This window comes from Serratia sp. CY82433, assembly GCF_052166535.1.
In the GTDB taxonomy this organism is placed as follows: Bacteria; Pseudomonadota; Gammaproteobacteria; order Enterobacterales; family Enterobacteriaceae; genus Serratia; species Serratia sarumanii.
This window is the reverse complement of sequence record NZ_JBJNOR010000001.1, coordinates 2,574,667-2,599,350: the sequence shown is the minus strand read 5'-3', so window position 1 is coordinate 2,599,350 and position 24,684 is coordinate 2,574,667. Positions and strand designations below refer to the sequence as shown.

Here is a 24,684-nt window from a genome sequence, read left to right as displayed (position 1 = left end):
GCCATGACAATAACTCCTCAACAACTGATCGCACTGCTGCCGCTGTTGATCGTCGGATTGACGGTGGTGGTTGTGATGCTAGGCATTGCGTGGCGACGCGACCACTTTATCAACGCCACCCTGACCGTGATCGGTCTCAACCTGGCGCTGCTTTCGCTGTACTTTGTCGGCCAGGCAGGCCCAATGGACGTCACCCCGCTGCTGCGGGTTGACGGTTACTCGATGTTCTACACCGGGCTGGTGCTGCTGGCGAGTCTGGCGACCTGCACCTTCGCCTATCCGTGGCTGGTCGGCTATCCGGATAACCGCGAAGAGTTCTACCTGCTGGTGCTGATCGCCGCCATGGGCGGCATCCTGCTGGCGAGCGCCAACCATCTGGCTTCGCTGTTCATCGGTATCGAGCTGATCTCGCTGCCGCTGTTCGGCCTGGTGGGCTACGCCTACCGCCAGAAGCGCCCGCTGGAAGCCGCCATCAAGTACATGCTGCTGTCCGCCGCCGCGTCGTCGTTCCTGCTGTTCGGCATGGCGCTGCTGTATGCCGAATCCGGCGATCTGTCGCTGGCCGGCCTCGGCAAGAGCCTGCAGGAAAACATGATGCACCAGCCGCTGATCCTGGCCGGTATGGGCATGATGATCGTCGGTCTGGGCTTCAAGCTGTCGCTGGTGCCGTTCCAACTGTGGACGCCGGACGTGTATCAGGGCGCGCCTGCGCCGGTCTCGACCTTCCTGGCGACCGCCAGCAAGATCGCGATCTTCGCGGTTGTGATGCGTCTGTTCCTGTATGCCCCGGCCGCCGACAACGAAGCGCTGCGCATGGTGCTGTCGATCATCGCGTTCTGCTCTATCTTGTTCGGTAACCTGATGGCCATCAGCCAGACCAACATCAAGCGTCTGCTGGGTTACTCTTCGATCGCTCACCTGGGCTACCTGCTGGTGGCGCTGATTGCGGTGCAAACCCATCAGCTGTCGCTGGAAACCGCCGGCGTTTACCTGGCCGGTTACCTGTTCAGCAGCCTGGGCGCCTTCGGCGTGGTCAGCCTGATGTCCAGCCCGTACCGCGGCCCGGATGCGGATTCACTGTTCTCTTATCGCGGTCTGTTCTGGCATAAGCCAATCTTGTCCGCGGTGATGACGGTGATGATGCTGTCGCTGGCCGGTATCCCGATGACGCTGGGCTTTATCGGCAAGTTCTTCGTGATCGCGATGGGCGTCAGCGCGCATCTGTGGTGGTTGACCGGCGCGGTTGTGGTAGGCAGCGCCATCGGCCTGTACTACTACCTGCGCGTGACCGTCAGCCTGTTCCTCAGCGCGCCGGAATCGCTGCAGCGCGATACCCCGAACAACTGGGCGTTGACCGCCGGTGGCGTCGTGGTGCTGATCTCCGCCGCGCTGGTGCTGCTGCTGGGCGTCTATCCGCAGCCGCTGATTTCGCTGGTGCAGATGGCGCAGCCGACGTTCTGATAACGCTTGAAACGATAAAAAGGTCGCTTCGGCGGCCTTTTTTTATGGGGAAACGGCACTCAGCCGTAATGGGCGCTAAACGAGGTTTCCAGCGCCTGCACTACCGCGCGCACGCGGGCGGCGCGTTGCAAATCGGGATGCAACACCAGCCAGATATCCACCCAGTCTTTGTTCTCCGGCAACAGGCGCACCAGCTCCGGGTCTTTGTCCGCCAAAAACGCGGAGAGCAGGCCGATGCCCAGCCCGCTGCGGGTAGCGGAACGCAGCAGCAGCTGCGAATTGCATTGCAGCACCACGTTGGGCTCGTGCAGGGCCTCGCCGCAGAAATTGTTCCAGTGGCGCGGCACCAGCTCGCGCGGGAACATCAGCAGATCGTGGCCGCGCAGCTGCTCGCCCCTGAGCGGCATGCCGCGCCGCGCCAGGTAGTGTGGGCTGGCGTACAGACCCATTTCGATGGTGGCTAAGCGTTTGATGATCAGCTCATCGTCATCGGGGCGGGCGCCACGGATCGCCAGATCTGCGCTGTGGTAAGAGATATCGGCGATGTTCAGCGCCGTTAACAGCGTGACGGTGATGGCGGGGTAGCGTTCCCGCAGATCTTGCAGCGCCGGCATCACGAAGGCTTCGGCCAGGGTATCGGTGGTGGCGATGCGCACGTTGCCGCTCAGGCTTTCGTCACCGCTGGCGGCTTTGCGGTTGATCGCCTGCACCGCATTTTCCATCTTCATCACGTCCGCCAGCATTTCTTCCCCCAACGGGCTGAGGGCGAAGGATTTCGGCGTGCGGATAAACAGCTTGGAACCGAGCGCGTCCTCGAAAGCGGACAGCCGTCGACCGACGGTCGCCTGATCGACATGCAGCTGGCTGGCGGCTTTGCGTAGCGTGCCGCAGCGCGCGACGGCCAAAAAGAAGCGCGCGTCGTCCCAATTTATCATGCCATTTCCTCTCTGCAGATTTGTCGGCGCCGTAGGAAACAGGCCGGGCCGGACGAATGATAACGGGTTATATCATAAAGCGTTGCTCTGCCCTGGGGGAGAGAAAGACGGCTAGCGGCCTGCACATCGGCGGTTATTTCTCCGGTGATGCAAGAATGCATCAGGGTGATTCATTCTTGACGATACTTCGCCCGCCGCCGTAACGCTATGATAAGCCCCGTTCCCGGCCCGCCGGGTGAGAAAGATGTCGATGGCAGGCCACCGTCTGCCGACTTTGGGAGTTGAAACATGTCAGAAAATACCGCCAGCCAGATCGCGGCGCCGCAAAATGCTCAGGCGTCGCGCAGGACCATTTTATTGTTCCTGGCGCTGGCTTTGATGTCGGCATTGCTGAACAGCAGTGCGCCGACGCCGCTTTATCCGCTGTATCAGCAGCAGTTTGCGCTGAGTTCCGTCAGCCTGACCGTCGTTTACGGTGCCTACGCTGCCGGCGTACTGATCTCTTTGTTCGGCGTCGGCAATCTGGCCGGCAAAGTGAAGGATTTGCGCAGCATGATCGTGCCGGCATTGCTGGTGGTGTTGAGCGGTGCGCTGCTGTTTGCGCTGGCGGATACCTTTGTCATGATGCTCATGGCGCGACTGCTGGCCGGGGTGGGCACCGGGGCATTGACCGGGGCGGCAAACATCGCCCTGGTGCGTTTTGGGCCACAGGACGGCGGTAAAAACGCCGCGCTGATCGCCACGTTGTCCTTTACCACAGGGTTGGCGCTGGGCCCGATCTTCAGCGGCATCGCTTTGCAGACCGGTTTTCATCCCACGACGCTGCCGTTCATTTTCATCATGATCATTGCCGCCGTGGCGGCGTTGGGCGTGATGTTCTCGTGGCCGCGTGGCGTGGTCGCGGCGCCGACCCGCGCTGCGCCGACGGCGACAGAAAAAAGCACGCTGCTCGATGGCCTGCGTATCACCGGCGGTAAATTCTTTGTCTGTGCCGGGGCGCTGTTTGTCTGTTGGGCCCTGGCCGCCAGCATTTTGGCTATTGGCCCCAGCGTGGCGGAAACGCTGTTAGGCATGCACCAGCGGGGCGTCTTTGGCTATGCGATTGCGGTGTATCTGTTGATCGCCGGTATTAGCCAGATCCTGAGCCGCCGCCTTAACGCCCGTTATTCGCTATTGTTCGGTTGCCTGGCGCAGGTGCTGGCGGCGGTGGTATTCGCTGCGGCGATCCAATGGCATTCACTGTGGCTGGCGGCTGCGGGCCTGGTGGTGGCCGGCTATGCTTACGGCGCCATTTTCGTCGGCAGCGCGACCCTGGTAAACCTGATTTCGCCGCCGGCCAGCCATGCGCGTTTGCTTTCACTGTTTTACGTTATCGCTTATATCGCCAACTGGGTGCCGATCTTGCTGGGGATCGTGGTCGACCGTGTCGATCTGCAGCAGGCAACCCATCTGCTGTTCCTGAGCAGCACCACGGTATGCCTGTTGTTGGCATGGATGACGGTACGTGTAGGGTTCCCACGTTAATAATTTTGTGATTTAAGTCTCTTTTATTTAATTAATCATTCTTTAATTGCATTTATATTGTGATTTTAATCACATGAAATGACCAGCTTTCGGGTAAACTGCGCGCTTTCTTTTTGCCGCGGGTCACTTTATGAACGTTCTTTTCGCCATTGCCGTTACTACCGGGATCCTCTCCGGCGTGTGGGGCTGGGTTGCCGTCAGCCTGGGGCTGATCGGTTGGGCCGGTTTTCTCGGCTGCACGGCGTATTTCGCCTGCCCGCAGGGCGGGCTGAAAGGGCTGTTGATCGGCGCGTTAACCTGCTGCAGCGGCGTCTTCTGGGCAATGGCGATCATCCACGGCAGCGAACTGGCGCCGCAGTGGGAGCTGCTGGGGTATCTGCTGACCGGCGTCGTTGCGTTCCTGATGTGCATTCAGGCCAAGCAGCAGTGGCTGGGGTTTGTGCCCGGCACCTTTATCGGCGCCTGTGCGACCTTCGCCGGCGGCGGAGATTGGCCGCTGGTGACGCTTTCTCTGTTGGTGGGCTTGCTGTTTGGCTATGCGATGAAAAACAGCGGTCTGTGGTGGGCGGCGCGCAGCGAAAAAGCCCGTGCCGCACAGCCGGTCAGCCCGAATGCCGGCTCAAACGGTGCCGCCGAGTGAGAGGCGGTAGTGCAGATCGTGGCGCTCGGCGCAGGGTTCGCCCGCGATCCGCAGCAGCAGCATTTCAGCGGCGGTTTTCCCCATGTCAAAGCGCGGCGTGATCACGCTGGCGATGCCCGGCGTGGTCGCCTGGCCAATATCCAGGCCGTGAAAACCCGATAGCGCAATCTCCTGCGGCACGCGCACGCCGAGACGCAGGCAGGCCTGCAACACGCCCACCGCCAGATCGTCGTTGGTGCACAGGATACCGTCCAACTGCGGGTAGCGTTCGCGCGCCATCGCCAGCATGTCGGCGCCGATCGAAACCGAAGAGACCCGATGCGGCGTGATCTGGCGCGGTGTTTGCCCCTGAGCCGCCATGGCGCGGCAGTACCCCCGATAGCGTTTATTGTCGCGGGCGTCCGACATGGCGCCAAAGTAAACGATATGCCGTTTGCCGCTGGCGAGCAGCGCTTCGGTCATGTCATACCCCGCCTGTTCATTATCAAACCCCACCGCAATCCGCCCCGGCGGCGCGTCGAGATCCATCACCTGCGCGAGGGGGATTTTGGCGGCGCCGAGGTAGGTCTCTGCGCGCAAGGTATGCGCAGAGTCGGTGAGGATCAGCCCGGCGATCGGGTAGCTCAACAGCTGTGCGATCTGCTCTTCTTCCCGCTGCGGGCTGTAATCGTAGTTCACCACCAGCGTTTGGTAACCCCGCGCTTGGGTAACGGATTCGATGCCGGCCAGCAGGTCGGCGAAGATCTGGTTGTTGAAGGAGGGGATCAGTACGCCGATGCGCGGTCTTCTGCCGGCCTGTGCGGTATCGGCATCTGTGACGTTCAGCTCCCGCATGACCTGCGCAATGCGTTCGGCGGTGTTGGCCGCCACTTTTTCCGGCGTGCGCAGGAAGCGGCTGACGGTCATTTTGGTCACGCCGGCCAATTGCGCAATGTCCTGTAGCGTAACGCGAGGGTGTTTCATTCGGTGGCCTTCACGGGCGGCGCGGCAAGGGCGGATAGCGGTATGTTAACAAATCGATTTGGCGATAACAATGAATGCGCTTCTATTGAAAATAGCTATTTTTCAATTGGATAACTGCGTGTTGCCCGCTTGCTGCCTGCGTGAGATCACGTTAAGGGTAACAGGGTTTCGTAACATGATGTTCAGTGATTTCCATCACGTTTTTACCGGTAACAATCGGCTGAGATAGAGGCCTGTCTGATTGGAGGCCTGATGGCCGGGAATCACCATGAACAACCTGTTTTCACTGGATAACAAAATTGTCTTGATCACCGGCGCCTCGCGCGGCATCGGTTTTCTGCTGGCGCGCGGCCTGGCGCAGCAAGGCGCGCATATTCTGGTCAACGCCACCACCGACGAACATGCCCGACACGCCGCCGATCGCCTGCGCGAAGAGGGCTTGCGCGCCGATGCGGCGGCGTTCGACGTCACCGATTCCCAGGCGGTGCATGCCGCCATCGATCGTATCGAAGCGGATATCGGCGCGATAGACGTCTTGATCAACAACGCCGGCATCCAGCGCCGTCACCCGTTCACCGAGTTTCCGGAGCAAGACTGGGACGATATCATCGCCGTCAACCAGAAGGCGGTTTTCATCGTGTCGCAAACCGTGGCGCGTTATATGGTGCCGCGCCGGCGCGGCAAGATAGTCAACATCGGCTCGATGCAAAGCGAGCTGGGGCGGGACACCATCACCCCTTATGCGGCCTCCAAGGGCGCGGTGAAAATGCTGACGCGCGGCATGTGCGTGGAGCTGGCGCGCTACAACATTCAGGTCAACGGCATCGCCCCCGGCTACTTCAAAACCGAGATGACACAGGCGCTGGCCGACGATCCGGCCTTCACCGCCTGGCTGACCCAACGCACGCCCGCCGCACGCTGGGGCGATCCGCAGGAGTTGATCGGCGCGGCGGTGTTCCTGGCCGCCGACGCCTCCGCCTTCGTCAACGGGCAACTGCTGTTTGTCGATGGCGGCATGTCGGCGGCGGTGTAACCTTTTTTCGTGGAGTGTTGAGATGAAAATTCAAACCCAGTCCTGCGTGGTCAATGGCAAACGCGACGTGGCGGTGATTGCGCAAGAAGTGGATTACCGTGGGCAGGGAACGCTGGTGAAAATCAGCCGCGGCGGCATCTGCGGCTCGGATCTGCATTACTTTCAGGAAGGCAGGGTCGGCAATTTTCAGGTGCGCCAACCGATGGTGCTGGGCCATGAGGTGATCGGCGAGGTGGTCGCCAGCGATTCGCCGCAGCTGCCGGTCGGACAGAAGGTGGCGCTCAATCCCAGCAAACCCTGCGGGCAGTGCAAATACTGTCTGGCGCAGCAAAGCAATCAATGCGTCGAGATGCGCTTTTTCGGTAGCGCGATGTATTTTCCGCACGTCGACGGGGCCTTTACCCAATACAAAGTGGTGGACAGCGCGCAGTGCATTCCTTACGGCGCCGATCGCGACGACAGGGTGATGGTGTTCGCTGAACCGCTGGCGGTGGCGATCCACGCGGCGAAGCAGCCCGGCGACGTGACGGGGAAAAAGATCTTCGTGTCCGGCGTCGGCCCGATCGGCTGCCTGCTGGTGGCGGCGCTGAAAGCGCTGGGCGCCGCCGAAATTGTCTGTGCCGATCTCAGCCCGCGCTGCCTGGCGATCGCCAGGCAAATGGGAGCCGATCGGTGCCTGCATGCCGCGGACGACGATGTTAGCGGTTATCAGCAGGACAAGGGGTATTTCGATGTCGCCTTCGAAGTGGCGGGGCATCCGCAGTCGCTGCAGCGCTGCCTGGAGATCACCCGCGCCAAAGGCACCGTGGTGCAGGTGGGCATGGGCGCCAGCTTCCCCGATTTTCCGCTGATGTTGTTGATCGCCAAGGAGTTGAACCTGCTCGGATCCTTCCGCTTCGTGGCGGAGTTTGCGCTGGCGGTGGCGTGGCTGGCCGACGACGTGGTCGATCCGCTGCCGTTGCTGTCGGCGGAGTTCGCCAGCGGGCAACTGGCGCAGGCGCTGGAGTTTGCCGGCGATAAGCGCCAGGCCGCCAAGGTGCAATTGGTGTTTTAGGGTAAAAGTCCGATGGCCGCAGGCGGCGATCCTTGTCTATAGTGTAGGAACGCTTAATTTTTTCAACCACGGAGATCTCACTATGGCAAGACATACGGATGCTGAGCAAACTACGCTGGATGACGATCTGAGAATGCTGACCGAGACGCTGGAAGAAGTGCTGCAATATACCGGCGATCGCGCGGATCAGGCCTACATCGACATCAAGTCGCACGCCGAGCAGGCGCTGAGTGAGGTTAAGGCGCGCTGGGCGAACACCGGCGAATCCTACTATGCGCGCGCCAAAGAAGCGGTACACCGCACCGACGACTACGTGCGGGATAAACCCTGGCACAGCGTAGGCATCGGCGCCACCGTAGGGCTGGTGCTGGGGCTGCTGCTGGCCAGAAAATAACGACGTCGGGCGGCGGCCTGCGCCGCCGCCCGACAGCTACGTATCTTCTTTCCCCAAAATCACTTCCACCTGATGGATCCTGCCGTCGTCCCGCAGCGCGATCGTCGGCTCCGACTGAGGGATGCCGTCAACGATGATCTGCGTTTCGCCTTCTCCCTGGCGCACGACCAGCTGATATTCGCTGGCGCCTTCGCGGTAGTTGATCGTGAATTGCGGCCAGTCGGCCGGCAGACGCGTATCGATCGTCAGCCGATCGCCGCGGCGTTTCAGGCCCAGCAACGACTCGAGAATCAAGCGATACATCCAGCCTGCCGAGCCGGTATACCAACTCCAGCCACCCCGGCCGATATGCGGCTCAACTGCGTAGACATCAGCGGTCGCCACGTAAGGTTCGACTTTGTAACGTTCGGCGGCGGCGCTGTCCAGGCTGTGGTTGATGGGGTTGATCAGCGCCATCAGCTGCCAGGCGCGTTCGATGTCACCCATTTCGGCGAAGGCCATCACCGCCCATACCGCGCCATGGGTGTATTGGCCGCCGTTTTCCCGCACGCCGGGCAGATAGCCGCGGATATAGCCGGGATCGGGGCCGTTGCCGTCGAACGGCGGCGTCAACAGTCTGATCAGCCTGGCCTGCGGGTCGACCAGATGTGTATCCAATGACTGCATCGCCTGCCGACTGCGCTGCGGATCGCCGGCGCCGGACAGCACCGACCAGCTTTGCGCAATGGCGTCGATGCGGCACTCCGCGGCCAGGTGTGAGCCGAGCGGTTCGCCGTTGTCGAAATAGCCGCGGCGGTACCATTCGCCATCCCAGGCATGGTTGTGCAGGTTGTCCTTCAGGGCGGCGGCCTGGCGGCGGCACTGTGCGGCCAGGTCGTCATCGTGGTGGCGTTCCGCCAGATCGCCGTAGCGCTGCAGGATGGAAAACAGGAAGAAGCCGAGCCAGACGCTTTCGCCGCGGCCTTCCAGCCCGACCCTGTTCATGCCGTCGTTCCAGTCGCCGGCCCCCATCAGCGGCAACCCGTGCTCGCCGAAGGTCAGGCCGTGTTTCAGCGCGCGCGCGCCGTGCAGGTACAGGCTTTCCCGCACTGCGCTCTGCGCCGGCTGTTCATAGGCGGACTCTTCGCCGGGCGCCAGCTGGCGCGCCTCCAGATAGCCCACCTGTTCGGTCAAAATGCTCTCGTCGCCGGTGGCGTCCAAATAATGACACATCGCCAGCGGCAGCCACAGATAGTCGTCGGAACAGCGGGTGCGCACGCCGTTGCCCTGCGGCGGATGCCACCAGTGCTGCACATCGCCCTCGATAAACTGGCGTGAGGCGCACAGCAGGATCTGTTCGCGCAGCCGTTGCGGCGCGGCGTGGGTCAGTGCCAGCGTGTCCTGCAGCTGATCGCGGAAGCCAAAGGCGCCGCCGGATTGGTAGTAGCCGCTGCGTGCCTGAATGCGGCAGGAGAGAGTTTGGTACAGCAGCCAGCCGTTAGCCAGCAGATCGACCGCCGGATGCGGCGTGCCGATCTGCACCTTATTCAGGATGCCGTCCCAATAGGCGGCGACCTGTTGCCGTTCGTCTTGCAGGCGATCTTCATCCAGGTAGCGCTGCAGCAGCATGTCGGCCTCGTCGGCGTTTTGTCCCAGTCCCAGGACGAACACCAGGCTGCGCTGATCGCCGTCGATCAGGCTGAGCGCCGACTGTACCGCGCCGCACGGATCCAGCCCGGCGCCGACCCTGCCGGAAAGCCGGCGCAGTTTCAGCACCGCCGGATTGGCCAGCGTGCCGTTGCGGCCGAGGAATTCACGCCGATCGCCGCTGATGGAACAGTGGGCGCCGGTAACGCCGAAAAAGGCGGTGCGCTCGGAACCGTTGCCGCCGTAATGGTTGGTGGCCAGAATGCCGCAGCCGCCCGTCGTCGTCGCGGCCTGTGTCACGACGTGCATGGCGGTTTTACTGCGCAAATCGCCGAGGATGAATTCCATGTAGCCGGTGGCGGAGAGTTTGCGCGTGCGGCCTGAACCGTTGGTCAGCGTCAGCAAAAACAGCTTCACCGGCGCGTCCTGCGCCACCAGCATCGTCAGTTGGCTGTCGATGCCGCCTTCGCGGTGCTCGAACACGCTGTAGCCAAAGCCGTGGCGCGTCAAATAGTGGCCGCGACCGCGGGCCGGCAGCGGCGTGGGGGACCAGACGTGGCCGCTTTCCTCGTCGCGCAGATAAAACGCTTCGCCACCGCGATCGCTGATGGGATCGTTATCCCACGGCGTCAGCCGGTACTCGTGAGCGTTTTCGTACCAGCTATAGGCCTGACCGCTTTCTGAGATAACCGTGCCAAACAGCGGGTTGGCGATAACGTTTGACCAGGGTGCCGGAGTGATCTTGTTCTCGTTCATCGCAATGACATATTCGCGTCCGTCGCTGGAGAATCCGCCCAGCCCGTTAAAGAATTGCAGGTCTTCGATGGCGGGCAACTGCGGCGAATGCAGGTTGCGCGGCAGGTTGTCTACCGTCGCCAGCTTCGACGACGCGGTGACCGGAGACAGCGGCTGTTGCAGGGTTTGCGGCAGCTGCAGGCGTTGGTTGAGCTGCTCCGCCAAACCGCCGCGTCGGTCGTCGAGATAGATGCGCGCCACGCTGAGCAGCAGACGATGGTCTTCCGGCGACATATGTTCGCTGGTCCGCACGAAAATGCCCCCCGGCTTGTCGGTCAGGGTGGATTCCATGCCGGCGGCGATCAAGCCCATGATCTGATTTTGCAGATCCTGGCGGTAGCCGCCGACGTCTTCGTTGAGGATCACCAGATCCACCTGCAGCCCCTTAAGGCGCCAATAGTTGTGTGCCTGGATCAGCTGCTGCACCAACGCGATATTCTCCGCGTCGCTGACCGTCAGCAGCACGATCGGCAGATCGCCTGAGATCGAATGCCCCCATAACCCGGACTGGCCGCGGCGGTTGCTGATGATTTCACCGCCGCCGGCGCGCATTTCCTGCGCCGGGAACACCACGGCGCCGGCCAGACGGTTGAACAGATTGGCGTCTTCCTCATTGGCGTTCAGTTGGCGCAACACCACCTGGCTGTGTGACCAGGCCAGTTCGAAGACGCGATCCGCCAAGTGGCGATCGCGATACTTTTCCAGCATCGCCAGACAGGAGGCGCGATCCTCGCAAACGCCGTAAAACACATCCAGCGTCAGCGGAACGTTGGGTTCCAGCACCACGCGCTGGCGGATGGCGATGATCGGATCGATAACCGGCCCGGCGCTGTTGGTCAGCGGCGCATTGTGGTACAACGCCTGCGGATTGGCCGGCGTGCGGCCGCGGCCGATAAATATGCCGCGATCGGTTTCGAACGAGGTTTGCGCGCTGTTTCCCTGTACCGTCATCATGTGCAGCAGCCACGGGCACGTCTCTTTTGGCTCGCGCGGTCTGCGATGACACAGGATCGCTTCCTGGTCTGGCAGTAGCTCGGTTTGCACGAACAGATTGCTAAAGGCCGGGTGCGCCAGATCGTTCCCGGCCGGTGCCAGCACCACTTCGGCATAGCTGGTGATCTCAAGGATGCGCGGCTGTTTACCGCGGTTGATGAGCGTCAGGCGGCGCAGTTCGATATCATCTTCCGGCGAAACCACCACCTGCGTTTTGACCGAAAGCGTGCCCAGATGGCGCTGGAATTCGGCGCCGGCGTCGTTGAACACCGCGCGATAGTCTTTGGCGCCGCCGCCGCCGATCGGTTGCCAGGTATTGCTCCACACTTCGCCGGTTTGCGGATCGCGCAGGTAGCAGAAAGCGCCCCAGTTATCACGGGTGGCGTCCTCGCGCCAACGGGTCAGCGCCAGGTTTTGCCACCGGCTGTAACTGCCGCCGGCCTGCGACAGCATCAGATGATAGTTGGCGTTGGACAACAGTTGCACTTCGGGTATCGGCGTATCGACGCGGGTGAATTCACGCGCGCTGAAGCTGGCCGGCTGGATGGTGCCTTCGTGGGTTTCGAAATGACGACGCGGGCTATAGAGCTCGACTGCGTCCGGCACGCGTTCCTGCAGCAGCAGGCGCGCTGACTGGAAGGCGGGATAGCGGGCGAAACGCGCCACCATCGGCGCATCCAGCAGCAGGTGCGACAGCGCCAGGAACCCCATGCCCTGGTGGTGTGCCATGTAGGAGCGGACGATCGTGTACAGTTGCCCGCGGCTCAGGCGTGCGGTGGTGTAATCGAGCGCTTCGTAAAAACCGTATCGCCCTTTGGCGCCGTTGTGTTCCAGCGTCAGCAGGTTATTGCAAGCGGCGACGGGCTCAACGATCAGTGCCATCAGCGTCGCGTAAGGGGCGATCACCATATCGTCGGCCAGGCCGCGCCGCAGCCCCAAACCGGGCACCCCAAAGGCGTGATATTGATAATTTTGCTGCGCGTCGAAGCCGAAATAGCCGGATTCGGAAACGCCCCAGGGGACGCCGCGCTCCTTACCCCAGGCGATTTGGCGCGCCACCGCCGCGCGGCACATCTGCACCAGCAGCGAATCGGGATAGGCGGGCATGACCAACTGCGGCATCAGGTATTCGAACATCGACCCGCTCCACGACATCAGCGCAGGCTCCTTGTCGATGACGGTGAACAGCCGGCCAAGGGCGAACCAGCTGCGCTGCGGCACCTGATTGGTCGCGATGGCCACGTAGTTGGTCAGACGGATTTCCGACGCCAGCAGATCGTATTTGCTGCTGTCCATGCGGTTATGGTCGCAGTTGAAGCCGACGCTCAGCAGGTGGGTCGATTCGTCATACAGGAAGTGGAAGTCCATCTGCGCCATTTTTTCCAGCCGCTGCCGCAGGCTGCCGAGTTGCGCCAGGCGCTGTTGCGCCAGCGCGGCGGCGGCATCGAGCCGGCTTTGTTGCTCGGCCGAAAGCCCCAGGTTCGCCGGGGCGTCGGCCAACCAGCGCAGGCTGGGCGGCTGCGCCAGATCCGGCGGCGCATCGCTCAGCCAGCCATACCATTGCGCCCATTCCGCACAGAGTTCATTAAGCTGCTGATGGAGCGCGCCGGCCCAGCGTTTAGTTTCTTCGTCGTGGTTTAACGCCGGCTCCTGCAACCCGTTGCTGTAGTTGCGCATGGCGTCCAATTCAAGCAGCAGCGCGGCGTACGGGCTGTTTTGCGCCTGTTGCCAATGTTGGCGCAGTTTGGCCAGGTTTTTCGGCGCTGCGTTTCCCCACTGCTGTTCCAGCAGTTCCAGGCTGTCTCCCAGACCGGCCACTATCCGCTGCGGATCGATGACCGGCTGTTGGGCCAGCGCCGGCAGCCCGGCGCAGAGCGTCAGCAGATGCCCGGCCAGGTTGCCGCTGTCGACGCTGGAAATATAGCGCGGGTTTAACGGCTCTAAGGTGCGCGTGTCGTACCAGTTGTACAGATGGCCGCGATAGTGCTCCATGCGATCCAGCGTATCGAGCGTCAGTTCAATGCGGCGCAGCGCCTCGCACAGCGTCAGGTAGCCGAAATCGCAGGCGGTGAGGTTGGCCAATAGCGACAAACCGATATTGGTCGGCGAGGTGCGGTGCGCTATCACCGGTTCCGGTATTTCCTGATAGTTGTCCGGCGGCAGCCAGTTCTCCTGAGCATTGACGAAGGTGTTGAAAAAGTCCCAGGTCTGGCGGCTGGTATGGCGCAGGAAGCGCCGTTGCTCCTCATCGATCGCCGTTTTGCTGCGCTGCGGCTCGCGGCTCAGGTAGTAGAGCAAGAACGGCGCGAATACCCACAGCGCGGAAAGCGGCAAGGCGACGACGAGCGCCATCGGGTTATGCCACGCGGTGAGCAGAAGCAACCCCGCCCCGGCCAGCGGATTGACCCACATGGCGCGATAGAAATTGGTCGGCGTCACCCGCAGGCGCGTTTTGCTCTGGGCGTAGCTGGTCCACTCTTGCAGATTGCGTTGGCTGAACAGCAGGCGCCATAGGGTAACGGCGATCGCTTTCAGGCTGTACAGCGCTTCGTGCGGGAGTGCCGCGAGGCGCAGGCCGATTTGTGCCAACCGGTGCAGCGTGCCCTTCAGCGCCAGCCGCACATGCTGGAGAAACGGGCGGCGTGGCGGTTTGCGCGCGATGTCCTGCAGCAGCGCCAGCGCGGAAGGCAGCAGCAGAAGGATAAAGACCACCGCCAGCCAGTAACCGGTGTTGGGCAACCCTGTCAGGCAGCAGAATAAAAGCAGCAACAGGCTGGGGGCCACCAGGCTGCGGCGCAGGTTGTCGAACAGCTTCCACTGCGACAGCGCGCTCAGCGGGTTGGCGCAGCGTGAGCCGTCCGCTTTTTTCACCCGCGGCAGCAGCCAGTTAAGCAACTGCCAGTCGCCGCGGATCCAGCGCGAACGGCGCGCCACGTCGACCAGATAGTTGCTGGGATATTGCTCATACAACAGCACATCGCTCAACAGCCCCGAGCGGGCATAGCAACCTTCCAGCAGATCGTGGCTCAGCACTAAATTCTCCGGGCAGGTGCCTTGCAGGCTGCGCGCAAACACGTCCACGTCGTAAATGCCTTTGCCGATGAATGAGCCTTCGCCAAACAGATCCTGATAAATGTCCGACGCCATGCGCGTATAGGGATCGTTGCCCGGCGTGCTGCTGCATAAGGCGGCGTAACGTCCCTGACCAAAACGCGGGATCTCTTCGGCCATGCGCGGCTGCAAAATGGCGTAGCCTTCCACCACGCGCTGTCTGTTTTCGTCATACTGCGGCTGGTTGAGCGGATGCGCCATGGCGGCGATCAGCTGGTGAGCGGTGTCGCGCGGCAATACGGTATCGCTGTCGAGGGTGATGACGTATTTGACGTTTTTCAGAGCCTCAAGGCCGGTGCCAACCAGGCTGGAGAAGGCGTTGTCGCGGTTGCGTAGCCAGTCGTTAAGCGCATTCAGCTTGCCGCGTTTGCGCTCCAGCCCCATCCACACGCCCTGTTTGTCATTCCACTGCCGATCGCGGTGGAACAGGAAAAAGTGGCCCGGCCCTTCACAGGGATAGCGTGCATTCAGCGCGCCGATTTTTTCACTGACGTAAGCCAGCAACGCGGCGTCGTCAGCCTGCCGCTGATGCGGGGCGTCGTTAAAGTCGGTGAGCAGCGCGAAATGCAGGTGTTTCATCGCATTACCCAGATAACAGACCTCCAGCGCGTTGAGCAGCCGGTCGATGCCGGTTTTCTCGTCGAGCAGGGTGGGGATCACCACCAATGTGCGGAACTCGGCCGGAATGCCGCAGGAGAAATCGAGCCTCGGCAAAGGTCGGGGTTCCCGGCTGCGGGTCGTAACCTCGCTGAGCAGGTTAAGCACGAATTGGCTGACGACGATCGCCAACGGGAAAAACAGCAGCGCCAATCCCCACCAGCTGATGCCGCTGCCCGCCGCGTGGCGCAACAGTTCCGCACAGCTGGCGGTGGTGAGCAGGCTGAGGCTGCCGAGCCAGGACAGCAGCGGCGCCTGGTTCAGCGCGTGGCGCACCCGGGTAATGCGGCTGAGGCGTACCGCCAACTGCTGTTCCAGCGCCGGTCTGCCGTCGTCGATCAGGTAGTAGCCGATGTGATGGTTGCGCGCATCGCCGACGGGATCTTCCGCCGCCACTCGCGCCATGTTGAGCACGTGTCGCGCAACCTGTACCTCGTCGTGCGGGCTGTGGCGGGCCAGCATTTCGATCACGTGGCGATAGTGATCGCGGGTGTCGAAGTGCATCATCGGATACACCCCAGCCGGATCCTGACGCAGCGTTTGATCTACCAGGCTCATGGTTTCCACAAATTCCGCCCAATCCATTTCGCTCAGCTGGCGCAGGCCGGCGATGCTGTTGCTGACCGACAGTTGGCTGACCGCCAACTGTTGGTTGAAGCGGTGGATCAGTTCATCGGAGGTCATGCTGACCTCCGCCAGACGCTGTTCCACCCAGGTGAGCGGCAGCGCCAGCATGGTGCCGTGGCCCTGCAGACGGCGCACCAGCTCGGCGACGAAGGCGCTGGTGCGCGGCGGATTGGATCGCGCCATGTCGGCGATAACGATGATCAAATTGGCCGGATCGTTTTCCGCCGATTCGAGCATTTTATTGACCCAGTCATCGGCCAGGTTGCGTTCACGCTGAGCCTGCGCTACCTCGACGCTGACGCGGCGCAGGTTGTCTATCAGCGCCAGACGCAGCATGCCCGGCAGCGCCCACAGTTCACCCAGCGTCAGATTGGTTTCCTTTTGATAGGCGGCGATATAGCGCGTCAGGCTCTCTGCGTCCCAGCGCCCGTCGCCGTGGGTGATGGCTTCGGCGGCGATGTCGTAAATGCGCGGGCAGTTGTGCGGTGCAGTCAGCTGCGGCAAGCCGCGGCCAAAGGTCTTAGGCAAGTGATGTCGCACCACGCGGATTTGCTCTTCGATCAAATAGTAATTATCGAGCAACCACTCCCCGGCGGGCGTCATGCTGCTTTTTTTGCCGTTGCTGAGCTGGCGGCAGCTCTCAGCCAGCACCCGTTCGTTGTGATCCAGCCGCTTCAGCAAATAGTAGGGGGTCTTACGCGTCGCCAGTTTGTGAGAGCGTGCCAGACGCTGGCCGTAGCGTTCCATCTGATCGACGGAAAACAGCTCGGCCTTGATGGTGCCGCCGAGCGGTTCCGGTTCGCCTTTAGCGCTTCTGGCGGCGAGCGGCTTTATTTTGCTGTTTTTGCGTTGACTTCTTAACCAATTGATAAGTTTTTCTTTCACACAAAAGCTCCTCACTTCTGACCAAAAGGGCAGCCGGTAAACCCGCTGGGAGTGCGTGAACATCCTGTATCTGGCGCCGGGAACATATGGCGTGGATTTGTTGCAGGAAGGAACAGACCTTTCCAGTATAGCTGTTCAGAATGAGATGCGTCTGTTTTTTAATCGTATTGTTTAATTTTAATAAACATTTGTCGAGGCGGGGCGTTCTGACCTATGCCCGATCAGCAACGGTATGTCATGGAGGTTGACTTGCTGTGGCGGGAAGATACGTCAGGATAAACTCACTGGGTATTTCCCTGATTTTTGTATGGACGGATTGAGCCGGCGCCGCCGCAAGTGTAAAGTATTTGTGTTTTTATTGTTTATTTTTTGTTCTAAATCAAATAATTATCTGGTGTAAACGCCCAGGGATATACGGCGTTCTTGCGCTGGCGCAAAAGCCGTGAAAATAACACCTCATATAATACAGAGCGTAACTACAGGCGCGGCGTCCGTCGGCTGCGCCGGAGACGATCTCTGCTAACTGACTTGTGAGCGAACTATGTCGACAAGTGTTTTTAATCGCCGGTGGGCGGCTGTGCTGCTCGAGGCGCTGGCCCGCCATGGGGTGCGGCATGTTTGTATCGCTCCGGGATCGCGCTCCACGCCGCTGACGCTGGCCGCCGCGGCTAACCGATCGTTTATCTGTCATACCCATTTTGACGAGCGCGGGCTCGGCCATCTGGCGCTTGGGCTGGCGAAGGCGGCGCGTGAGCCGGTGGCGGTGATCGTCACGTCCGGCACCGCGGCGGCCAACCTTTATCCCGCGTTGATCGAAGCCGGCCTGACCGGTGAGCGGCTGGTGTTTCTCACCGCCGATCGGCCGCCGGAGTTGATCGACTGCGGCGCCAATCAGGCGATCCGTCAAAACGGCCTCTACAGCAGCCACCCGACGCTGGCGATCGATCTGCCGCGTCCTACGCCGGATATTCCGGCCGCGTGGCTGGCCTCCAGCGTCGACAGCGCGATGGCGCGCCTGCAGCACGGCGCTTTGCACATCAACTGCCCGTTCGCCGAGCCGCTGTACGGCGGCGACGAACGTCACTATGCCGACTGGTCCGCCGCGCTGGGCGACTGGTGGCAGAGCGATCGCCCATGGCTGCAGGAAAGCGAGACGCATGCGGCGCCATTGCCGCAGCCGGACTGGTTCTTCTGGCGGCAAAAGCGCGGCGTGGTGTTGGCCGGGCGCATGAGCGCGCAAGAGGGCGCGCAGGTGGCCGAATGGGCCGCAACGCTGGGCTGGCCGCTGATCGGCGACGTGCTGTCGCAGACCGGGCAACCGCTGCCCTGCGCCGATTTGTGGCTCGCTCACCCGAAGGCGCAGCGCGTACTGCAAGATGCGCAGCTGGTGGTGCAGTTCGGCGGCAGCCTGACCGGCAAACGCCTGCTGCAGTGGCAGGCGCAGTGCCGGCCGGAAGAGTATTGGGTCATCGACGAGCTGCCGGGGCGGCTCGATCCGGCCCAGCACCGGGGGCGGCGCCTGCGCGCCGGCGTGGCGCAGTGGTTGGCGCAGCACCCGGCGCAGCCGCGCCAGCCTTGGGCCGCCGGGCTGGCCGTGCTGGCGGATAAAGCGCTGACGGCGGCATCCACGCATCTGCACGATAACTTTGGCGAAGCGCAGCTGGCGCACCGCCTGCCGGAGCTGCTGCCGGAGAACGGCCAGCTGTTTCTCGGCAACAGCCTGGTGGTGCGACTGATCGACGCGTTAACCACGCTGCCTGTCGCTTACCCGGTATTCAGTAACCGCGGCGCCAGCGGCATCGACGGCCTGATCTCCACCGCCGCCGGCGTACAGCGCGCCACCGCCCGGCCGACGTTGGCGGTGGTGGGCGACCTTTCCGCGTTGTATGACCTCAATGCGCTGGCGCTTTTACGCCACTGTTCGGCGCCGACGGTGCTGATCGTCGTCAATAACAACGGCGGCCAAATTTTCTCGCTGTTGCCGACGCCGGACGAGGAGCGCCAACGCTTTTACTGCATGCCGCAGAACGTCGAGTTCAGCCACGCGGCGGCGATGTTCCAGCTGGGTTACGCGCGGCCGGAGAACTGGAGCCAGCTGCAACAAGCGGTTGAACAAGGCTGGCGGCGCGGCGGCGCCACGCTTGTCGAACTGCAGGTGCCGCCGAGCGCGGGGGCCGAAAGCCTGCAATACCTGGTGCAACAGATGGCGGTGCAATGATGCTGGCGACGCGAATTTTGCAACAGGGCGAGGCGGGCCGCCCGTGGCTGGTGTGGCTGCATGGCCTGCTTGGCAACAACAATGAATGGCGGGTGATCGCCGCGCGCAGCCCGGAATGGCCGTCGCTGGCCATCGATCTGCCCGGCCACGGCGATTCCGTGGCGGTGAGCTGCCGCGGCTTCGACGACATCAGCGCGCAGATCGCCGCCGCGCTGCAGCTGCGCAATATCGAACGCTATTGGCTGGTGGGCTACTCGCTCGGCGGGCGCATCGCCATGTATCACGCCTGCCACGGCCACCATGCCGGCCTGCAGGGGGTGATCGTCGAGGGCGGTAATCCGGGGCTGGAGGACGAAGAACAGCGCCGCCGGCGCTGCGAACAGGATGCGCTGTGGGCGGCGCGTTTTCGCAGTGAGCCGATCGCCGAGGTCCTGGCGGACTGGTATCAGCAGCCGGTGTTCAAAGAGCTCAGCCACGTGCACCGCCAGGCGCTGATCGCCGCGCGCTCGGTCAACAGCGGCCCGGCGATCGCCGACATGCTCGAAGCCACGTCGCTCGGGCGGCAGCCCTATCTGGCGCCGCAGCTACGCCAACTGACCGTGCCGCTGCGGGTGCTGTGCGGTGAGAACGACCCCAAATTTCAACGGCTGGCGCGCGACGCCGGGTTGCCGTTGCGCATCGTGCCGCAGGCCGGGCACAACGCGCACCTGGCCAATCCGCAGGATTTCGTCGCCGAGCTGCAGACCTTTCTCGTTAACCCTGGTTAAAGGAACCGAACATGCTTTATCCGAATGAAGAACAGCTGTATGCCGCTATCGCCTGGCAGGATTGCACCGGCGATTTCGAAGACATTCTGTATCACAAGTCCGCCGACGGCATCGCCAAAATCACCATTAACCGGCCGCAGGTGCGCAACGCGTTTCGCCCGCAAACGGTTAAAGAGATGATCGACGCGCTGGCCAACGCCCGTTACGACGACGGCATTGGCGTCATTATTCTGACCGGCGCCGGCGATAAGGCCTTCTGCTCCGGCGGCGATCAGAAAGTGCGCGGCGATTACGGCGGCTATCGCGACGACAGCGGCGTGCATCACCTCAACGTGCTGGACTTCCAGCGCCAGATCCGCACCTGCCCGAAACCGGTGGTGGCGATGGTGGCCGGCTATTCGATCGGCGGCGGCCACGTGCTGCACATGATGTGCGATCTGACCATCGCGGCGGATAACGCCATCTTCGGCCAGACCGGCCCGAAAGTGGGCTCGTTCGACGGCGGTTGGGGCGCGTCTTACATGGCGCGCATCGTCGGCCAGAAGAAGGCGCGTGAAATCTGGTTCCTGTGCCGCCAGTACGATGCCGCCGCCGCGCTGGACATGGGGCTGGTCAATACCGTGGTGCCGCTGGCCGATCTGGAAAAAGAGACGGTGCGCTGGTGCCGCGAAATGCTGCAGAACAGCCCGATGGCGCTGCGCTGCCTGAAGGCGGCGCTGAACGCCGACTGCGACGGCCAGGCCGGTTTGCAGGAGCTGGCGGGCAACGCCACCATGCTGTTCTACATGACCGACGAAGGGCAGGAAGGGCGCAACGCGTTCAACGAGAAGCGTCAGCCGGACTTCAGCAAATTCAAGCGTAACCCGTAATGAACGGGGTAAACCGCAGCGCGGCGCTTTACCGTTACAGCCTGCCGATGGAGGCGGGCGTGGTGCTGCGCAATCAGCGGTTGAAAACGCGTGACGGATGGGTGGTGCAGCTGCGTCAGGGCGAGCGTGAAGGCTGGGGCGAGATCGCGCCGCTGCCGGAATTCAGCCGGGAAACGCTGGCGCAGGCCGAACAGGCCGCGTTGGACTGGCTGCAGGCCTGGTTGGCGGGCAACGAACCGGATGACAGCGCGCTGCCTTCGGTGGCCTTTGGGCTCAGCTGCGCGCAGGCCGAGCTGGAGCAGCGCTTGCCGACGCAGGCGGATTTCCGCAAGGCGCCGCTGTGTACCGGCGATCCGGATGAGCTGTTCGAGACATTGAACGCCTTGCCGGGCGAGAAAGTCGCCAAGGTGAAGGTGGGGCTGTATGAGGCGGTGCGCGACGGCATGATCGTCAACGTGCTGCTGGAGGCGCTGCCGGATCTGCGGCTGCGGCTGGACGCCAACCGCAGCTGGACCCGCGCCAAAGCCGACGGCTTCGCCAAATACGTCAACCCGGCGTGGCGCGATCGCATTGCCTTTTTGGAAGAGCCCTGCAAGACCCGTGATGAATCGCGCGATTTCGCCCGGGCGACCGGCATCGCCATCGCCTGGGATGAGAGCGTGCGCGAGGCGGACTTTGTGGTGCAGGCCGAGCCGGGCGTGGCGGCTATCGTGATCAAGCCGACGCTGGTCGGCAGCCTGGCGCGCTGCCAGGCGTTGGTGGCGCAGGCGCACGCGGCGGGGCTGACGGCGGTGATCAGCTCCAGCATCGAGTCCAGCCTGGGATTGACCCAGCTGGCGCGCATCGCCCGCTGGCTGACGCCGGACACCGTGCCGGGGCTGGACACGCTGGGGTTGATGCAGGCGCAGGTGCTGCGGCCTTGGCCGGGTAGCGCATTGCCGCTGCTGGATGCCTCGGCGCTGGAGTGCCTATGGCGCCGTTAAGCGATTGGCCATGGCGGCACTGGGCGAGCCTTCAACCGCAGGCGACGGCGCTGCTGCTTGGCGAGCGGCCGCTGAGTTGGCTGGCGTTGCAAGGCCAGGTGGATGAGCTGGCGGCGGATTTCCAGCACCAGGGCGTGGAGCCGGGCTGCGGCGTGGCGCTGTGCGGTAAAAACAGCTATCCACTGCTGCTGGCCTATCTGGCGCTGTTGCAGTGCGGCGCACGCCTGTTGCCGCTCAATCCCGCCTTGCCGACGCCGCTGCTGGCGCAGCTGTTGCCGGAATTGGATATGACCTTTGTCTTCGGCCCAGACTCGTTGCCGGCGCTGCCGGAAGACGTGATTCGATTGACCCCGCCGTCGACCGAGCCGCGTTGGCCAGACCTGCCGATGTGGGATGCGCAGCGTCTGGCGACGCTGACGTTGACTTCCGGTTCCAGCGGCATGCCGAAAGCGGCGGCGCACAGCTATGCCAACCATCTGGCCAGCGCCGCCGGGGTGTTGGGGCTGATGGCGTTTCAGCGCGAGGATTGCTGGCTGCTGTCATTGCCGCTGTTTCACGTCTCCGGACAGGGCATTGTCTGGCGCTGGCTGGCGGCGGGCGCCCGGTTGGCGGTGCGCGAGATGCACCCGCTGAACGAGGCGTTGGCGGGATGCACGCATGCCTCGTTGGTGCCGACCCAGCTGTGGCGGCTGTTGGCGCAACCGCTGGCGGGCATGACGCTGAAGGCGGTGCTGCTCGGCGGCGCGATGATCCCGGTGGAACTGACCGAACGGGCGGAGGCGGCGGGGATCCGTTGCTGGTGCGGCTACGGGCTGACCGAACTGGCCTCCACGGTGTGCGCCAAGCGCGCCGATGCGCGGCCGGGCGTCGGCCTGCCGCTCAGCGGCCGCGAGGTAAAACTGGTGGACGAAGAGGTCTGGATCCGCGCCGACAGCCTGGCGCTCGGCTACTGGCGTCATGGCCAGCTGCAGCCGCTGGCGGATGCTCAGGGCTGGTTCGCGACCCGCGATCGCGGCGCGATGGCCGAGGGGGAACTGCGTATTCTCGGCCGGCTGGACAACCTGTTTTTCAGCGGCGGCGAAGGGGTGCAGCCGGAGGATATCGAACGCGTGTTGGCGGCGCACCCGCAGATTTCGCAGGCGTTTGTGGTGCCGGCGGCGGACGCCGAGTTCGGCCAGCGGCCGGTGGCGGTAATCGACGGCGATCCGTCGCTGTCGCTGGCGGCGTTGCTCGCCTGGTCGCAGGACAAGCTGGCCAATTTCCAACGCCCGGCGGCGCTGCTCCCGCTGCCTGACGAGCTGAAAAACGGCGGCATCAAGATTTCGCGCCGCCAGTTGCAGCAATGGGTGGCGCAGCGCCTCTCTCAGGCATAAAAAAGCCGCCCGAAAGGGCGGCTGAGTGGATGACGGCAGGGGGTTATTGCAGCCCCAGCGCCTTGGCGACGCCGGCGCCGTAGTCCGGGTGCACCTTGGTGAACAGCTCGACCTGACGGCGCTGGATTTGCTCCGGCACCTGCGACAGTTCGCCGGCGATGCGGGTGAACATGCGCTGGTGCTCTTCGGCGCTCAGCAGGTTGAACAGCGCGCGCGGCTGGCTGTAGTAATCGTCGTCTTCACGATGATTCCAGTGGTCGGCCGCGCCCTCAATGCTCAGCGGCGGCTCGCTGAAGTCCGGCTGCTCCTGGAACAGGCCGAAGCTGTTTGGTTCGTAGGTGGCGCCGTTGCCGCTGTTGCCGTCCACGCGCATCGCGCCGTCGCGATGGTAGTTGTGGAACGGGCATTTGGCGCCGTTCACCGGGATCTGGTGGTGGTTGACGCCCAGGCGATAGCGGTGCGCATCGCCATAGGAGAACAGACGGCCCTGCAGCATTTTATCCGGCGAGAAACTGATGCCCGGCACCACGTTGGCGGGGTTCATCGCCACCTGCTCAACCTCGGAGAAGTAGTTGTCGGGGTTGCGGTTCAGCTCGAAATAGCCGACGTCGATCAGCGGATAGTCGCCGTGCGGCCACACCTTGGTCAGATCGAACGGGTTGTATGGCGTCTGCGAGGCTTCGTGTTCTGGCATGATCTGAATTTGCAGCTTCCAGCGCGGGAAGTCGCCGCGTTTGATCGCGTCGAACAGATCGCGCTGTGAGCTTTCGCGATCCTTGGCGATGATCGCTTCCGCTTCTTCATCCATCAGGTTTTCAATGCCTTGCTGGCAGCGGAAGTGGAATTTCACCCAGAAACGTTCGTTGGCGGCATTGATAAAGCTGAAGGTGTGGCTGCCGAAGCCGTGCATGTGGCGATAGGATTTCGGAATGCCGCGATCGCTGAAGTCAATGGTCAGCTGGTGCAGCGACTCCGGCAGGTGGGAGAAGAAGTCCCACTTGTAGACGGGGTTGCGCAGGTTGGTATGCGGATCGCGTTTCACCACGTGGTTGAGATCGGGGAATTTCAGCGGATCGCGCAGGTAGAACACCGGCGTATCGTTACCCACCAAATCCCAGTTGCCTTCTTCGGTATAGAACTTCATGGCGAAGCCGCGAATGTCGCGTTCGGCGTCGGCGGCGCCGCGTTCACCGGCGACGGTGGAGAAGCGGATGAACATGTCGGTCTGTTTGCCGACCTCGGAGAAGATCTTGGCGCGGGTGTAGCGGGTGATGTCGTGGGTGACGGTAAAGGTGCCGTAAGCGCCGGATCCCTTGGCGTGCATGCGGCGCTCGGGAATGACTTCACGGTCGAAGTGGGCCAATTTTTCCAGGAACCACACGTCCTGCAACAGCATCGGGCCGCGTTTGCCTGCGGTGATCACGTTATTGTTATCGACAACCGGGGCGCCGGCTGCGGTGGTCAGTCCTTTCTTGCTCATCACTTGCTCCTTATCGTAGTGCAGTTAAGTAAAGACTCGGGCGGTTTAAGCGTTCATCAGCATAGTCCTTTGGCGGGGCTTCTTCCCCTGACCTTGGTCAAAGCCACTACTAGTTGTAGCCCTATTGCCGAGCGACGGCAAATAGGTCTCGGTTATCGTTGGCATTGCCTTGACGAATATAGAATCTTGTTTGCAAATATTTACATTTATTTGATTATTGAAGAATTTTTTCGCTTTTATCCCTTAAATACTCATTGCGCTTTGGTATAGACTCGTGACGTTATTATTATGCGTTG

General features: G+C 62.4%; 15 protein-coding genes. 11 read left to right on the top strand and 4 right to left on the bottom strand.

All coding sequences use genetic code 11. The annotated features are described in order from the left end of the window. Nucleotides 1-3 precede the first annotated feature (3 nt). The gene (nuoN, locus tag ACJ8PI_RS12545; RefSeq protein WP_033635324.1) at nt 4-1,461 is read left to right on the top strand and encodes an NADH-quinone oxidoreductase subunit NuoN; all 1,458 of its coding nucleotides are present in this window, start codon (nt 4-6) and stop codon (nt 1,459-1,461) included. A 59-nt stretch (nt 1,462-1,520) separates the two neighbouring features. Here the strand turns inward: nuoN and ACJ8PI_RS12540 are convergent, their stop codons facing one another. After that, complete coding sequence (locus ACJ8PI_RS12540; RefSeq protein WP_164134521.1) at nt 1,521-2,396, bottom strand: LysR family transcriptional regulator; 876 nt, start codon at nt 2,394-2,396, stop codon at nt 1,521-1,523. A 288-nt stretch (nt 2,397-2,684) separates the two neighbouring features. On the opposite strand from ACJ8PI_RS12540, the gene ACJ8PI_RS12535 reads away from it, so the two are divergent. Both ACJ8PI_RS12535 and ACJ8PI_RS12530 read left to right on the top strand, forming a co-directional pair. Next, on the top strand, nt 2,685-3,920 hold the full coding sequence (locus ACJ8PI_RS12535) for an MFS transporter (protein WP_164134522.1): 1,236 nt from the start codon (nt 2,685-2,687) through the stop codon (nt 3,918-3,920). A 130-nt stretch (nt 3,921-4,050) separates the two neighbouring features. Further along, nucleotides 4,051-4,560 carry a DUF1097 domain-containing protein gene (locus ACJ8PI_RS12530; RefSeq protein WP_033648040.1) on the top strand — a complete coding sequence of 170 codons (510 nt, stop codon included), beginning with the start codon at nt 4,051-4,053 and terminating at the stop codon, nt 4,558-4,560. Here the strand turns inward: ACJ8PI_RS12530 and ACJ8PI_RS12525 are convergent. Beyond that, nucleotides 4,540-5,523, bottom strand: coding sequence for a LacI family DNA-binding transcriptional regulator (locus ACJ8PI_RS12525; RefSeq protein ID WP_101427174.1), 984 nt, complete (start codon nt 5,521-5,523; stop codon nt 4,540-4,542). The two genes, ACJ8PI_RS12530 and ACJ8PI_RS12525, sit on opposite strands and share 21 nt — an antisense overlap. Before the next feature lie 268 nt (nt 5,524-5,791). Here ACJ8PI_RS12525 and idnO point away from each other — a divergent pair, with 268 nt between their 5' ends. The 3 genes from idnO to elaB all read left to right on the top strand — a co-directional run bounded on the left by idnO (nt 5,792) and on the right by elaB (nt 8,004). After that, the gene (idnO, locus tag ACJ8PI_RS12520) at nt 5,792-6,556 is read left to right on the top strand and encodes a gluconate 5-dehydrogenase (protein WP_033648038.1); all 765 of its coding nucleotides are present in this window, start codon (nt 5,792-5,794) and stop codon (nt 6,554-6,556) included. Nucleotides 6,557-6,578: 22 nt separating this feature from the next. After that, on the top strand, nt 6,579-7,610 hold the full coding sequence (gene idnD / locus ACJ8PI_RS12515; RefSeq protein ID WP_033653769.1) for an L-idonate 5-dehydrogenase: 1,032 nt from the start codon (nt 6,579-6,581) through the stop codon (nt 7,608-7,610). Nucleotides 7,611-7,692: 82 nt separating this feature from the next. Beyond that, on the top strand, nt 7,693-8,004 hold the full coding sequence (gene elaB / locus ACJ8PI_RS12510; RefSeq protein ID WP_025303653.1) for a stress response protein ElaB: 312 nt from the start codon (nt 7,693-7,695) through the stop codon (nt 8,002-8,004). Nucleotides 8,005-8,040: 36 nt separating this feature from the next. Here the strand turns inward: elaB and ACJ8PI_RS12505 are convergent, their stop codons facing one another. Next, nucleotides 8,041-16,698, bottom strand: a complete 8,658-nt coding sequence (locus ACJ8PI_RS12505; RefSeq protein WP_164134523.1) for a glycoside hydrolase family 94 protein — start codon at nt 16,696-16,698, stop codon at nt 8,041-8,043. A 541-nt stretch (nt 16,699-17,239) separates the two neighbouring features. Here ACJ8PI_RS12505 and menD point away from each other — a divergent pair. Genes menD through menE form a run of 5 tightly spaced genes read left to right on the top strand, consistent with a single transcriptional unit; the run spans nt 17,240 to nt 22,908 of the window. Next, nucleotides 17,240-18,916, top strand: coding sequence for a 2-succinyl-5-enolpyruvyl-6-hydroxy-3-cyclohexene-1-carboxylic-acid synthase (menD, locus tag ACJ8PI_RS12500; protein ID WP_164134524.1), 1,677 nt, complete (start codon nt 17,240-17,242; stop codon nt 18,914-18,916). Further along, complete coding sequence (gene menH, locus ACJ8PI_RS12495; RefSeq protein WP_033648035.1) at nt 18,913-19,683, top strand: 2-succinyl-6-hydroxy-2,4-cyclohexadiene-1-carboxylate synthase; 771 nt, start codon at nt 18,913-18,915, stop codon at nt 19,681-19,683. The genes menD and menH overlap by 4 nt, the downstream gene beginning before the upstream one ends. Before the next feature lie 11 nt (nt 19,684-19,694). Beyond that, nucleotides 19,695-20,552 (top strand): 1,4-dihydroxy-2-naphthoyl-CoA synthase, encoded by an 858-nt coding sequence (gene menB / locus ACJ8PI_RS12490; RefSeq protein WP_033635308.1) that lies wholly within the window; start codon nt 19,695-19,697, stop codon nt 20,550-20,552. After that, the gene (menC, locus tag ACJ8PI_RS12485) at nt 20,552-21,535 is read left to right on the top strand and encodes an o-succinylbenzoate synthase (RefSeq protein WP_161764473.1); all 984 of its coding nucleotides are present in this window, start codon (nt 20,552-20,554) and stop codon (nt 21,533-21,535) included. The genes menB and menC overlap by 1 nt, the downstream gene beginning before the upstream one ends. Then, on the top strand, nt 21,523-22,908 hold the full coding sequence (gene menE / locus ACJ8PI_RS12480) for an o-succinylbenzoate--CoA ligase (RefSeq protein ID WP_164134525.1): 1,386 nt from the start codon (nt 21,523-21,525) through the stop codon (nt 22,906-22,908). The genes menC and menE overlap by 13 nt, the downstream gene beginning before the upstream one ends. 43 nt (nt 22,909-22,951) lie before the next feature. Here menE and katA read toward each other — a convergent pair whose 3' ends face one another. After that, a complete protein-coding gene (gene katA / locus ACJ8PI_RS12475; protein ID WP_033653775.1) occupies nt 22,952-24,388 on the bottom strand; it encodes a catalase KatA in 1,437 nt (478 codons plus the stop codon). Nucleotides 24,389-24,684: the final 296 nt, after the last annotated feature.

Coding starts and splice junctions, on each gene's coding strand:
- nuoN (WP_033635324.1), top strand. CDS start 4: ATGACAATAACTCCTCAACAACTGATCGCACTGCTGCCGCTGTTGATC.
- ACJ8PI_RS12540 (WP_164134521.1), bottom strand. CDS start 2,396: ATGATAAATTGGGACGACGCGCGCTTCTTTTTGGCCGTCGCGCGCTGC.
- ACJ8PI_RS12535 (WP_164134522.1), top strand. CDS start 2,685: ATGTCAGAAAATACCGCCAGCCAGATCGCGGCGCCGCAAAATGCTCAG.
- ACJ8PI_RS12530 (WP_033648040.1), top strand. CDS start 4,051: ATGAACGTTCTTTTCGCCATTGCCGTTACTACCGGGATCCTCTCCGGC.
- ACJ8PI_RS12525 (WP_101427174.1), bottom strand. CDS start 5,523: ATGAAACACCCTCGCGTTACGCTACAGGACATTGCGCAATTGGCCGGC.
- idnO (WP_033648038.1), top strand. CDS start 5,792: ATGAACAACCTGTTTTCACTGGATAACAAAATTGTCTTGATCACCGGC.
- idnD (WP_033653769.1), top strand. CDS start 6,579: ATGAAAATTCAAACCCAGTCCTGCGTGGTCAATGGCAAACGCGACGTG.
- elaB (WP_025303653.1), top strand. CDS start 7,693: ATGGCAAGACATACGGATGCTGAGCAAACTACGCTGGATGACGATCTG.
- menD (WP_164134524.1), top strand. CDS start 17,240: ATGTCGACAAGTGTTTTTAATCGCCGGTGGGCGGCTGTGCTGCTCGAG.
- menH (WP_033648035.1), top strand. CDS start 18,913: ATGATGCTGGCGACGCGAATTTTGCAACAGGGCGAGGCGGGCCGCCCG.
- menB (WP_033635308.1), top strand. CDS start 19,695: ATGCTTTATCCGAATGAAGAACAGCTGTATGCCGCTATCGCCTGGCAG.
- menC (WP_161764473.1), top strand. CDS start 20,552: ATGAACGGGGTAAACCGCAGCGCGGCGCTTTACCGTTACAGCCTGCCG.
- menE (WP_164134525.1), top strand. CDS start 21,523: ATGGCGCCGTTAAGCGATTGGCCATGGCGGCACTGGGCGAGCCTTCAA.
- katA (WP_033653775.1), bottom strand. CDS start 24,388: ATGAGCAAGAAAGGACTGACCACCGCAGCCGGCGCCCCGGTTGTCGAT.